This window comes from Pedobacter sp. Leaf176 (genome assembly GCF_001424305.1).
In the GTDB taxonomy this organism is placed as follows: Bacteria; Bacteroidota; Bacteroidia; order Sphingobacteriales; family Sphingobacteriaceae; genus Pedobacter.
The window spans coordinates 563,450-576,756 of the sequence record NZ_LMPD01000006.1 but is presented as its reverse complement, the minus strand read 5'-3'; the positions used below and the strand labels follow the sequence as shown (position 1 = coordinate 576,756).

Annotated in this window: 11 protein-coding genes and 3 tRNA genes; 13 read left to right on the top strand and 1 reads right to left on the bottom strand. The window is 34.0% G+C overall.

Annotation, left to right across the window (positions count from 1 at the left end; genetic code table 11):
- The first annotated feature begins 57 nt into the window (after window positions 1-57).
- The 11 genes from ASF92_RS18445 (at window position 58) to ASF92_RS18395 (ending at window position 10,053) form a co-directional block, all read left to right on the top strand.
- Window positions 58-144, top strand: a tRNA-Ser gene (locus tag ASF92_RS18445).
- A gap of 85 nt (window positions 145-229) precedes the next feature.
- A tRNA-Pro gene (locus tag ASF92_RS18440) sits at window positions 230-303 on the top strand.
- A gap of 49 nt (window positions 304-352) precedes the next feature.
- Window positions 353-426 (top strand) — tRNA-Pro (locus ASF92_RS18435).
- Window positions 427-848: 422 nt separating this feature from the next.
- Window positions 849-1,529 (top strand): TolC family protein, encoded by a 681-nt coding sequence (locus ASF92_RS18430; protein WP_056096766.1) that lies wholly within the window; start codon window positions 849-851, stop codon window positions 1,527-1,529.
- Between the two features lie 20 nt (window positions 1,530-1,549).
- Entirely contained in the window at window positions 1,550-3,688 is a 2,139-nt protein-coding gene (locus ASF92_RS18425; protein WP_056096761.1) for a DEAD/DEAH box helicase family protein, read from the top strand.
- Between the two features lie 29 nt (window positions 3,689-3,717).
- Window positions 3,718-5,001, top strand: a complete 1,284-nt coding sequence (locus ASF92_RS18420; RefSeq protein WP_056096758.1) for an O-antigen ligase — start codon at window positions 3,718-3,720, stop codon at window positions 4,999-5,001.
- 104 nt (window positions 5,002-5,105) lie between these two features.
- Window positions 5,106-5,729, top strand: a complete 624-nt coding sequence (locus tag ASF92_RS18415) for a DapH/DapD/GlmU-related protein (protein WP_056096755.1) — start codon at window positions 5,106-5,108, stop codon at window positions 5,727-5,729.
- Between the two features lie 9 nt (window positions 5,730-5,738).
- A complete protein-coding gene (locus ASF92_RS18410; RefSeq protein WP_056096752.1) occupies window positions 5,739-6,524 on the top strand; it encodes a glycosyltransferase family 2 protein in 786 nt (261 codons plus the stop codon).
- Between the two features lie 10 nt (window positions 6,525-6,534).
- Window positions 6,535-7,734, top strand: a complete 1,200-nt coding sequence (locus ASF92_RS18405) for a glycosyltransferase (RefSeq protein ID WP_056096749.1) — start codon at window positions 6,535-6,537, stop codon at window positions 7,732-7,734.
- Between the two features lies 1 nt (window position 7,735).
- The gene (locus ASF92_RS18400) at window positions 7,736-8,938 is read left to right on the top strand and encodes a glycosyltransferase (RefSeq protein WP_056096746.1); all 1,203 of its coding nucleotides are present in this window, start codon (window positions 7,736-7,738) and stop codon (window positions 8,936-8,938) included.
- Window positions 8,935-10,053: a glycosyltransferase family 4 protein gene (locus tag ASF92_RS18395; RefSeq protein WP_056096741.1), complete on the top strand. Its 1,119-nt coding sequence runs from the start codon at window positions 8,935-8,937 to the stop codon at window positions 10,051-10,053. The genes ASF92_RS18400 and ASF92_RS18395 overlap by 4 nt, the downstream gene beginning before the upstream one ends.
- Before the next feature lie 4 nt (window positions 10,054-10,057).
- Here ASF92_RS18395 and ASF92_RS18390 read toward each other — a convergent pair whose 3' ends face one another.
- Window positions 10,058-10,918: a glycosyltransferase family 2 protein gene (locus ASF92_RS18390; RefSeq protein ID WP_157263974.1), complete on the bottom strand. Its 861-nt coding sequence runs from the start codon at window positions 10,916-10,918 to the stop codon at window positions 10,058-10,060.
- Between the two features lie 99 nt (window positions 10,919-11,017).
- Here ASF92_RS18390 and ASF92_RS18385 point away from each other — a divergent pair, with 99 nt between their 5' ends.
- Both ASF92_RS18385 and ASF92_RS18380 read left to right on the top strand, forming a co-directional pair.
- Window positions 11,018-11,593, top strand: a complete 576-nt coding sequence (locus tag ASF92_RS18385) for a gluconate 2-dehydrogenase subunit 3 family protein (protein WP_056096735.1) — start codon at window positions 11,018-11,020, stop codon at window positions 11,591-11,593.
- Window positions 11,594-11,595: 2 nt separating this feature from the next.
- Window positions 11,596-13,281, top strand: a complete 1,686-nt coding sequence (locus ASF92_RS18380; protein ID WP_056096732.1) for a GMC oxidoreductase — start codon at window positions 11,596-11,598, stop codon at window positions 13,279-13,281.
- Window positions 13,282-13,307: the final 26 nt, after the last annotated feature.

Below are 13,307 nucleotides of genomic sequence, written 5' to 3'. Positions count from 1 at the left end.
TTTTACTATATTTGCAGACCTCAAAACAAGGTTTGTATAGCCGAATTTTGAGGGAACGGAGAGGTGCCTGAGAGGCCGAAAGGAACAGTTTGCTAAACTGTCGTACTGGTAACGGTACCGCGGGTTCGAATCCCGCCCTCTCCGCAAAATAAATTGGCAAATTTAAATGGAAATATCATTTTAAATCCGTTACTTTGCCGACCTTGTAAAAGGAAAAAAGATACCAGTTCGGGGTGTAGCGTAGCCCGGTATCGCGCCTGCTTTGGGAGCAGGAGGTCGTAGGTTCGAATCCTGCCACCCCGACAAATTTGCAGGTTTAAGCAAATTATTTAAATAAAGATCGATGCCAGTTCGGGGTGTAGCGTAGCCCGGTATCGCGCCTGCTTTGGGAGCAGGAGGTCGTAGGTTCGAATCCTGCCACCCCGACTTAAGCCTGTTTCTTCACCGAAACGGGCTTTTTTTTTACATGACTTAATAGTTCTAACTAATTTTGAGCTATCTTAAAACTGATTTAAGAATAATAGATAAAGGCTAGATTTTAATATTGTAATTGAATCACTACATTTGCATTTTTAATTTCTGGCTTTTATGTAATTTACAAACAGAAATAAACTATTTTGGCCAGGCTAGTTAAAGTGTGTGTCAAATTTTTAAAAATGAATTAAGTAAAAGATATTAAGGTGCTTATCGTTAATTTGCCTGAGTACGATTAATGACATCTTGTTTCATAATAAAATAATTGTTAAAACTTTTTCTTGACTTATTTAAAAGGAACAAGTTTAATTGTATATTTATGCGTTTTATATTGTCACCTATTAAAAAAATACTATAAATAACCCTAATTATTAATGAAAACTCTACTGAAAATCACTTTAGCAGCCTTAATGTTTTTAAGTGTAAAAGCTTACTCTCAAGAAACCATTATTCCGGAAATTAAATATGCTGATTTAGAAAAGTATATTGAATTGGCAAAACAAAATTTTCCTCGTTCAAAATCTTATCAACTTCGTTCTGACGGTTTGAAAATTGCAATTACGACCGCTAGCTTATCTTATTTAGATATTTTTAACGCTTCATACTTCTACAGACCAGGCGATAGGGCTGTATTGGATCCGGTGAATCCTTATAATGTTAATGGCGTTCAATTTGGTGTAGGTGTCAATTTAGGTAATTTGCTTACTAAGCCTTTTCTTGTTAAAAAAGCTAAAATCGATTATGAAGTTGCGAAATTAGAGCAAAAGGACTTTGAATTGTTATTAATAAACGATGTAAAAATTAGATATTATGACTACATCCAACAATTAAGTTTGTTAAAAATCAGTTCCCAGATGGCTCAGGATAATAAAGGTGTAGCCGAAAGTTTGAGATTGAGATTTGAAAAAGGAGAGATTACCTTAGATGCGTACAATCAATCTCGTATAAATCAATTCGCTTCTTTCCAACAAAAAATACAAGCAGAATCTTTGTATTTGAAATCGAGAGATTTGTTAGAGCAGATTATTGGTATGAAGTTAAGTGAAGTTAAATAAGAGAAATTAAAATTGATTAAATGGATATAAAATCACTTTTAAAACTGATTAATAAATATAAATGGGTGCTAATTCTAGTACCCATTGTTGCTGTAATAATTACTTACTTCTTGGTTCAAAATTTACCCAAGCAGTATAGTTCTGAAGTTCAAATATCAACAGGGCTTTTAGATCCTTCTAAAAAAGTTATCTCAAACGAAAACGTTGACTTTTTTCAGGTGAGTCAGCAGTTTAATCAAATTATGGAGAAATTCAAGACGAAAAAAATCATGAATATTCTTGCTTATAATTTGATGATTCACGATTTAGAAAATCCTAAAAAGTCTTTTAGAAAGTATAGTGAAAAACTTGATTCATTAAATGCCCAAGACAGAGGTGAATTAATTCAAATATTTAAAGAAAAACTTGCTACAAAATCAATATTAACATTATCTGATAATAATGGCAAGTACAAACTTTACAATTTGGTAGGGTCGATGGGGTATGGCGAAGAAACATTAAGAAAACAAATCGAAGTTAATCATGCAGATAATAGTGATTTAATAACTATAGAATATGTTTCTGAAAATCCAGAGCTTTCAGCTTATTTGGTTAATACGTTAGCTGCTGATTTTATTACCAATTATAGTAGTGAAATAAGTTTTAACCAAAATAATTCAATTGTTCTTTTAGATTCTTTGCTTAAACGAAAGGAAGCTACCATGAACGAGAAAAACAATTCTCTTGCTGCTTTCAAGAAAAACAAAGGATTTTTAAATCTTGATGAGCAATCCGGATCGGTTTATGGACAAATCACGCAATATGAAGCTCAGCGTGCCGAAGCTCTAAGAGTGATACAGTCTAATCAGGGAGCACTGTCTGTTATTAGAAATAAATTGAATGGAGGCGATTCCTATACTGCAGGAAGCACGCAAACAGATAACCGTGAACTTGTAAGACTAAAGCGGGAATTACAGGCAGCGAATGCAAGATACGTTGATAATGGATTTAAGGTGTCTGACCAGTTAAAGATTGATTCTATAAATAAAATTATCATTACAAAAAGCAATCAGAATGCCGATGAAAATGTTGTAGATCCACGTGCATCTAAACAAACGCTAATCGCACAGAAAACAAATCTTGAGATTTCATTAGAAGAGCAGAAAAGAAGCCTGAACATAATTAATCAGCAGTTGGGCATTTTAAGAGCTAAGTACAGCAGTATGGTTCCTTATGACGCCGATATTCAAAACTATCAAAGGGAAGCGGATTTAGCTACTAAAGAGTATATGACTGCTTTAGATCAGGTAAATACAAACAGAGCAGGGCAAAGTTTGGGTTTAAGATTACAAATTGAACAAATGGGTTTGCCTGGTAATCCTGAACCCTCAAAAAAGATTTTTTACTTGTTAGGTGCCGGAGCGGGAAGTTGTATTGCCAGTTTTGGGTTCGTATTATTAGTGTTCTTTCTCGATAATAAGATTATCAACGCTCAGCAGTTAGCCAACGCGACAAAATCGAAAACCATTGGCGTGTTGAACAAGATTACAAGCAACGAAAGAAACATCAGGGATATCTGGAACGATAAAAATGGAAATCAAAACTTTGAACTTTACCGGGATATGCTCAGGTCATTACGTTTCGAAATCAATAGCCAGATGGATGCAGATGGAAGTAAGATTTTGGGTGTTACTAGTTTGGTAGCTGGAGAAGGGAAGACGTTTTTATGCTATAGCTTAGCCTATGCCTTTGCAATGACTGGTAAGAAGGTGCTGTTGATTGCTGATGAACTTCCTGTGGTTAAATCCGATAGTAAGGCACTTGCTACTACTCAAAATTTCCAAACTTTTTTGGTCAAGAAAGAGATTCACACTGAAGATCTGATAACCATAATGAACAAAAGCAATGCGCGGGAATCACTTTTAGAAATTCAGAGTATAAAAAGTCTTCAGGCTGGCTTTGACATATTAAAAGATGAATTTGATACTATTATTGTTGATGTAAATGCGCTTCAGGATATAAACATCGCGAAAGAGTGGCTTCTTTTTACTGAGAAAAATATTTCAGTCTTCGAAGCTGGAAACACCATTAAAGATTCTAATAAAGAATTTGTAGATTATATTAAAAAACTACCTGGATTTTTAGGATGGGTACTAAATAAAACTCAGATACAGAGCTAATTAAAATAATATAACTGCGTTAAGTATTTATGGTTGCTAAAGTTGTTGTTTATATATTATTAATTTATTGCTTCGTTTACTGGCTTATTTCTAGGGAATTAGGAATAATGTTTCCTATTGGTATCCTCATTGAAGTAATCATGTTGATTGCTTTTATATGTGCAATCTTTTCGGTTCCTAAAGAAAATTGGAAAAACTTAAATAATGACTTGTTTTATCTTTTCTTATTTTGGTTTTTTTTAAGTGTGCTCGAGGTTGCTAATCCAGCTGGTGCGAGTACAATAGGATGGCTTAAAGAAATTAGGTCTGCCGCAGAGTATCCATTACTGATTGTCACGCTGTATTTTTTAGTTTTTAAAACCAACAAAGATTTAGATTATTTCTTAATAATTGTCATTGCGTTATCAACTCTTGCGGCTTTAGACGGCATAAAGCAATTGCATTTAGGCTTGTCAAAGGGGGATAGGATATTTTTAGACAATGGAGGTGCGGTAACACATGTATTATGGGGTAGGTTAAGGGTATTCTCATTTTATTCTGAAGCGGCACAATTTGGTGCTTCGCAGGCCCATATTGGTTTACTTACTTTAATATTGGCTTTAGGACCAGTTAAAAGGAATGTAAGAATTATATTATTGACATGTTCGGCCCTGATGTTATATGGAATGTTAATTTCTGGTACGAGAGGTGCAATGTTTGCTTTAGTACCCGGAGCCTTTGTTGCCATTTTACTTAGTAAAAAATTCAAAGTATTAATTTTAGGTGGTGCGTTAGCTATATTATTTCTATGCTTCCTTAAGTTCACTAATATTGGTAATGGAAATTATAACATCTACAGGTTTAGAAGTTCTCTAAATCCAGATGATCCTTCCCTAAATGTAAGGTTAGCCTCCCAAAGGGTTTTAAAAGAGTATATGAGCGGTATTCCATTTGGGGGTGGCTTAGGTGTTGTTGGTTCAAATGGAATGGCTTATAACGCCGATAAATTTTTATCGAAGGTACAGCCAGATAGCTATTGGGTAAAGGTTTGGGCCATGTATGGCATTGTTGGTTTTACCATTTGGATTTGCATGATGGTGTACATACTGGGACGATGTTGTGGCATTGTTTGGGATATAGAAGATGAAGGATTAAAAGTTAAGGCCATTGCATTAACATCTGGTTTTGCAGGAATTCTTTTTTGTAGTTACGGTAATGAGGTAATTAACACCATGCCCACAACCATTATAGTATATGCTTCAATAGTGTTTGTATACATGATGCCCAAGTTGGATAGAGAATTAAAAGAAAAAAAATTAATTAAAATAGCCTGATATGCCTTGGGAAATATTTAGTGTACCTGCTATAATTTTCTTTATAATCGGTTTTTTCAGAGGAAGAAAAAAATCAGATACAGAAGATTTTAACGAATAATATAATGGCCTCAATCATTTCCAAAATAAAATCGAATCCCAAATTAAAAAGCTTAGCGTTGAGTATGCTAATGCCTGCCAATGATAATAAGCCTCGTTTATGGGTAAGATTGTTTTTAAATCCTTTTAAACATAAAAGAGGTAAAGGGGCAATTGTCAGGTACAATACCAGGTTGGATGTTTTTCCATTTAATAATTTTCATCTTGGTAATAAGTCGGTTATTGAAGATTTCGCAACAGTAAATAATGGCGTTGGCGATGTAATCATAGGTGATAAAACAATTGTTGGTATGGGCAATGTAATCATTGGACCAGTTACAATTGGCAACCACGTTATGATGGCTCAAAATATTGTAATATCTGGTTTAAACCATGGTTACGAAGATGTAGACATTCCGCCCTCGCTTCAAAAAGTTTCTTGCAAACCCATTTTAATTGCTGATAATGTATGGATTGGAGCAAATAGTGTAATTACCGCAGGGGTGGCACTCGGAAAACATTGTATAATTGGTGCAGGAAGTGTCGTAACCAAAAATATTCCTGAATTCTCTGTTGCAGTTGGCAATCCTGCTAAAGTGATCAAGCAATATAATAAACAAACTTCCTCATGGGAAAAGATATCTTTATAACTAGAGCGAATGGAAACTACAACGAAAGTTGAATATTTTGATGACATAACCTTAATGATTACACACTACAACCGTAGTAAATCTTTAGAGCGTTTGCTTTTGGAGTTGAAGAAAGCGAATTGTATGTTTAAGGAAATTATCATTTCAGACGACAGCAGTTCGACGGAACACATCAGTTATATTAATAGTTTAAGCAATCAATACGATTTTAAGTTAATTACCACACCTGTTAACAAAGGCTTAGGAAATAATTTAAACAAAGGTTTGGATGCCGTCAGAACACCATTCACTTTATATATACAGGAAGATTTTATTCCATTAGAAAACTTCGCACAAAATTTAAAAAATGGTCACTCTCTGTTGATGGAGCGGGAAGATTTTGATGTGGTTCGTTTTTATGCTTACGAAAAATATCCTTATCTAAAGAGTTACAAACATGGCTTCTCTGAAATGCTTTTTAAATGGTGGTATCCTGGATTAAATAAATTTGCTTTATATAGCGACCACCCACACTTAAAAAGAAGCTCTTATTTTAAAAAATTCGGTCGATATATTGAGGGTACATCCGGTGATAAAACAGAATTTGGCATGATGATGTCGTTTATCAAACATGGCGGTAAGGCGTTCTTTTTTGATGAGCACAAATCTGTGTTAGAACAGGTTAATTCTTCTTCTGAGCCAAGTACTATGCACAGAAATATGTGGCGCAATAGTGACAATTTTTTTGTTAGGCATTTAAGAACTGCTTACAGATATGTCAACTGCTATTCAGGTCTTTATTTAAGAAAATTTTAATCAACCAAAATTGGAAGGACAAGATTTTGTAATTGTTGGTCAGCAACCATGGGATACTGAAATTGGAAGTAATTGCAAAAATATTGCAATTGAAATTAGTAAAACAAATAGAGTTCTATACATCAATTCTCCTTTAGATAGAATAACACTTTACAGGGATAAAAAAAATCCTAAAACTAAGCTTAGATTAGATGTTATTAAAGGTAAAGCTAATGGCTTGATTGAAGTTCAAGATAACTTATGGAATTTGTACCCAGATTGTATGGTAGAATCTATAAATTGGATTCCAGTTACAGCCATATTCAATCTGGTAAATCATTTTAACAACAAAAAGCTATCCCAATCAATATTAAAGGCAATTAAGAAATTGGGTTTTAAAAATTTCATCCTTTTTAATGATAATGAAATGTTTAAAGGTTATTTCTTGAATGATTTTCTAAAACCGAAGGCCAGCGTTTATTATTCAAGAGATTACATGATTGGGGTTGACTATTGGAAAAAGCATGGAGAAATTCTAGAACCTAAGTTAATTGCCAAAAATACCCTTTGCGTGGCAAATTCTACTTTCCTAGCTGATTACTGTAGAAAATATAACCCAAATTCTTTTTACATAGGGCAAGGCTGTGACTTAGAAATATTTTTTAGGAAAAAAATTCAGCTCGAAATTTTAGGTCTGGAAAGCATTAAACGGCCAATTATAGGTTATGTTGGTGCACTTCAAAGCATCCGTTTAGACAAAGATATTATTGCTCATATAGCCCTCACAAAACCAGAATGGACTATTGTTCTGGTAGGGCAGGAGGATGATATTTTTAAAGCTAGTGAGCTACATGATTTTAACAACATAATATTTACTGGAAATAAGCCAATTAACATTTTACCTGACTTTATAAATGCGTTTGATGTTTGTATAAATCCTCAACTTGTTAATATGGTTACAATCGGCAATTATCCACGAAAAATTGATGAGTATTTAGCAATTGGGAAACCTGTTGTAGCAACCGCTACTAAAGCTATGGAAACCTTTTCTGATTTCGTTTACCTTGCCGAAAATAAGCAGCAATATGTCACAATGATTGAGCAGGCGCTAGATGAGAATAGCGACCAACTGGAAGATAACAGAAGAAATTTTGCGCTAAAACATACATGGGAAAATAGTGTGAAAGACTTATACATCGCTATTGAGCATACTTTATCAGACAATACCTAATATGGAAGCTTTGATTACAATTTTTATTATTTTTCAGGTAATCGTTGGCTTTAATTTACTGCTTCCGGTGTTATTATATATTTTTCATTTTTTTAGAAATGAAAGTAAGACCATAATAGTATCGAATAAAGGTGAATATGATTATGGTATAATCGTCACGGCTTATCAACAAACTACCTTATTGCCAGGTGTTGTTAAATCAATCTTGAACCTGAACTATGATAATTATATGGTTTATGTGGTTGCCGATGATTGCGATATCACCGGTCTTGACTTCAATAGTGATAAAGTTATATTGCTAAGACCAGAAGAAAAACTAGCCAGTAACACTAAATCTCACTTTTTTGCTGTAAACAGATTTATCAGACCTCATAAACTTTTAACCATAATTGATAGTGATAATTTAGTCGATCCAGAGTATCTTAATGAGCTGAATAAATTTTTTGATTTAGACTATCTTGCTGTTCAGGGCGTACGGAAAGCCAAAAATTTAAATACCGATTATGCCTGTCTTGACGAGGCTGGTGATATTTATTATCGGTTTATTGATAGGAAGCTTTTGTTTGACAATGGTTCATCAGCTTCGTTAGCTGGCTCTGGTATGGCTTTTACAACTTCTTTTTATAAAGAATGTTTAGAAAAGTTATCAATTGAAGGTGCTGGTTTTGATAAGGTTTTACAAATGGAGATTTTAAATCGTGGTAAACGAATAGCCTTCGCAGAAAAGGCAATCGTTTATGATGAAAAAACATCGAAATCTCAACAATTAGTAAATCAACGTGCCAGGTGGATAAATACCTGGTTTAAATACGCAGGCAAAGGTGTAAAACTCATCTTTACAGGTTTGTTCCGATTCAATAGAAATCAATTCCTTTGTGGGCTTATTTTTTCGAGACCCCCTTTATTTATTATTGCAGGGCTATCAGTATGTTGCATTTTCATAGATTTATTCTTCCTAAGTAATATGTTAATTTTTTGGCTCATAGCCATTTCAAGTTTCTTCGCAATTTTCTTTGTTGCTTTAAACTATTTTAATGCACCCAAAGCCGTTTATAATGCCCTGGTGAAAGTGCCGGTTTTTATGTTTTTGCAAGTACTTTCATTATTTAAGGCTAGAAAAGCGAATGAAATATCTACCGCAACAGTTCATTACAATGAAGGAATTGTAGAGGAATTAGAGCAAAAAAAATCTAGTGCCAAATGATGACAACTGCAAGAAAAAAAATCTTACATGCTATTAGGCAAGGCCAGGTTGGTGGTGGTGAAACCCATGTATTGGATTTGGTGAATAGCTTGGATAAAGTTAAATACGAATCTGTAATTTTATCTTTTACAGAAGGGCCAATGGTTGAAAAACTAAAACTTGCCGGATTTAAAACTTATGTTGTAAGCACTGAAAAGCCATTCAATGTTAGTGTTTGGAAAGAAGTAAAACAGATTATATCAACGGAGCAGATCGATTTAATTCATGCACATGGTACCAGAGCCAATTCAAACACTTTTTACAGTGCTAAGATGCTTAAAATTCCATTAATTTATACGGTTCATGGTTGGTCATTCCATCCTGACCAGAGTAAAATTGTGAAGTTTATCAGAAGCATGAGTGAAAGGTTTCTCGTTGCTGTGGCCAATAAAACGATTTGTGTTTCAAAAAGTAATCTCATAGAAGGAAAAAATAAATTTCCAATGTCAAATGCAACCGTAATTGCCAATGGAATAAACCGTTTCAAGTTTAATCCGGATAAGGAATTTAAAAATATACGGTCGGAATTTGGCATCGATCAGCATTCAATTTTGGTTGGATACATTGCTAGGATTACAAATCAAAAATCTCCTTTAAAGTTTATTAAAGCAATAGCGGTTCTTCCTAAAAAAGAGAACGTTCGTTTTTTAATTGTTGGAGACGGAGATTTAAAGATTCAGATGCTTGCATTGTCGAAAGATTTAGGTCTTGATAAATACATTACTTTTGTAGATTTTAGGAGTGATATACCTGATATTTTAAGCGCAATTGACGTTTTCTGTTTACCATCGCTATGGGAAGGTTTGCCGATTGCATTATTAGAGGCAATGTCTATGCGAAAAGCAATATTGGCATCAAAAATTGATGGCATCACAGATTTGATAGAAGATGGTGTAAATGGTTTGCTCGTTCCTCCTGCTGATGTAGAAAGTTTGGCAACTGCGCTTCAAAGTCTAATTCTGGATAAACAATTAATTCAGAATCTAGGGGCTGAAGCAGAAAAAACAGTTCAGGAAAAATTTAATATTTCTACTATGACTAAAAGTATTGAAGCGGTTTATCAGGAATTTATTTAATAGATTAATTTTTTTTTATATGTTTAAAGTTGAAATATTTTATAAATCTATCGTAAGTAGATTTATAAATTCCACCATCAACAATTATTCTCCTGTCACCGGTCCATACAATACTTTCGCTATTTGTAACCCAATGTAGTTTACCAAAGCCAGCTTTTCGTAATTTCATTGCTAGCCAACCATCCTCGTTCGTTCCCGGAGGATGAACAAATCCCTCAACATTTAAGCATTGTTCTCTGCGACACGCTGAATTAAACCCATAAACATTTAGTGCTTCTTCTTTAAACAGCCTGTTTATATGCCTGTTAAAATCAGATAAATACTCATAAAAAAAGTATAAAACTCTTGACGTTTCTTCGGGAATGAAAGAAAATCTTCCATAGGTTAATGCAATTTTATTACTTTCGTTAAGCGGGTCTACCATGCTGTCAATCCACGATTCAGGATAAATCGTATCTGCATCGGCGTTAATAATATATGTTCCTCTTGCTGCAGCTAAACCAGCATTTCTCGCATTAGTAATACCCTGTTTCATCTCGTTGACACAGATAACTCCACAGGCATTAATCAGTTCTTCAGTTTTATCTTTCGAATTGTTGTTTACAACTATAACTTCAATAGTATATTTTGTTTTCGTATTGGATAAGGAAAATAAAGTTTTTAAGATGTTTTCTTCTTCATTATATGCTGGTATAACAATTGAAATGTCAGGTGTATCACTGTAAAGTTTTTTGAAATTTTCATTTATTAACTTTATTTCAGACCTTAAAAAACTTGAACTCTTGTTGTACTTTTGGATACTAACCGGGATGAAAATAGGCCTCATTAAGTTATAGATTGTGGATAATTGATAAATATATATCAAAAACTTTAAATGTTGAATAAAAAAAAATAATACCGCTAATTATCAAAGAATTGTTCGATTAATATTTACCTTTACTTTTTATAACTATCCCCGCTCATTTTGAACAGACGAACATCTATAAGAGGTATTTTAGCTTTAAGCGCCTTAGGTATTTCTTCATTTTCTGCTTACAAATGGTTCGACTTACATAAAAAGATCAGTTTAAGTCAGTTTACTGATTTTAAAGTGCTTATAGCTGAACTTGCAGAAACGATTATTCCGGAAACGGATACGCCAGGGGCTAAGAGTTCCGGTGTTCAAAATTACATCATAAACGTACTGCATAATTGCACAGCTAAAGTAGAGCAAAATAAATTTTTAAATGGTCTTGAAAGTGTTCAGGGATACGCATATGATCTATTTAATAAATCGTTTGAGCGTTGCACCTTATTGCAGCGTACTGAAATATTAAAACATTTCGAAGAGAGTGATACATACCGATATCAGATCTTAAACAAAATAAATAATAAACTAGTGGGTCGTCCTTTTTTTACCTTGTTAAAACAACTTACAGTTGAGGGATATTGCAGTTCAGAACTTGGTGCATCTCAGGGCTTATCTTATGATTACATACCTGGAAATTTTATTGCTTGTACACCTTTGAAACCGAATCAAAAATCGTGGGCAACGAAATAATTATGGATACAACTGCTAATACAGAACAAGTTTACGATGCCATTGTAATTGGTTCTGGTATAAGTGGTGGTTGGGCTGCAATGGAATTGTGTAAGAAAGGGTTAAAAACATTATTGCTGGAAAGAGGAAGAGACGTGAGGCACATTATTGATTATCCTACAGCCAACTTAAAACCCTGGGAATTTAAAAATGGATTACACAACACGCTTCAGGATATACAAGAAGATCCAATTCATAGTAATGTTTACAGTCCGGCAGATAAACATTTCTTTGTAAGCGACAAAGTTCATCCATATATACAAGAAAAGCCATTTAATTGGTTAAGAGGCTATCAGGTTGGTGGTAAATCCTTAACTTGGGGAAGACAGTGTTACCGTTTTAGTGATCTAGATTTCGAGGCAAATAAGAAAGATGGGGTTGGCGTAGATTGGCCGATTAGATACAGAGATTTAGAAAAGTGGTATGATTATGTTGAGCAGTTCATTGGGGTAAGTGGACAAGCAGAAAATTTGCCGCATCTACCCGATGGACAATTTCTACCACCAATGGAACTAAATTGTGTAGAAAGTCACTTAAAAACATCGATAAAAAATAAAGAAAATAAAGTATTAACTATAGCAAGAGTTGCAAACCTTTCTCGTGGTTGGGATGACCGGGGACCCTGTCAAAATAGAAATTTATGCAACAGGGGATGCCCTTTTGGAGGTTATTTCAGTAGCAACAGTTCAACTATTCCCGCTGCAGAAAAAACAGGCAATTTGAAATTGCGGCCGTTTTCTATTGTTGCCGAAATTTTATATGACGAAGAAACACAAAAGGCTTCTGGCGTTAAAGTAATAGATGCAAATACGAATGAAACTCTTATTTACAAATCCAAAATTATATTTGTTAATGCTTCAACGATTGCTACAACTTCTATATTGCTAAATTCAAAGTCGAAAAGGTTTCCTTCTGGATTAGGTAATGACAGCGGCCAACTTGGACACAATTTAATGGATCATCATTCATCTGCAGGTGCTTATGGTGTTTTTAAAGGATTCGAAGATAAATATTATAAAGGTAGAAGACCATGTGGTTTTCTAATCCCAAGGTACCGAAACTTAAAAGAAAGTGAAGGTTTAGATTTTAAAAGAGGTTATAATATTCAAGGTGATGGAGAACGTAAAGAATGGGAAGATAGGCAAGGTGAGCTGGGGTTTGGAGTTGATTTTAAATCTAAATTAACAACGCCAGGTCCTTGGACGATCTGGATGGCAGGTTGGGGTGAATGTTTGCCTTATTTCGAAAATCAAATCTCATTAGATGAAACGCAAAAAGATAAATGGGGATTGCCTTTAGTCAAAATAGATTTTTCATTTAAAGAGAATGAAAAAAATATGATGAAAGACATTCAGGAAACTTGTGCCACTATGTTAAAAGATGCAGGTTTTTCTGATGTAAGTATGTTTAATTATAATAAGCCTGGAGGTTCGACTATACATGAAATGGGAACCGCTCGTATGGGAACTGACCCTGCTACATCTGTTCTTAATTCTAATAATCAAATCCACTCAGCAAAAAATGTATTTATAACTGACGGAAGTTGTATGACATCCTCTGCTTGTCAAAATCCATCATTAACATATATGGCACTTACTGCCAGAGCTGTTGATTTCGCAGTAAATGAAATAAGAAATGGTAATTTATAACAACGATGCAATTACGCTAGATAAAT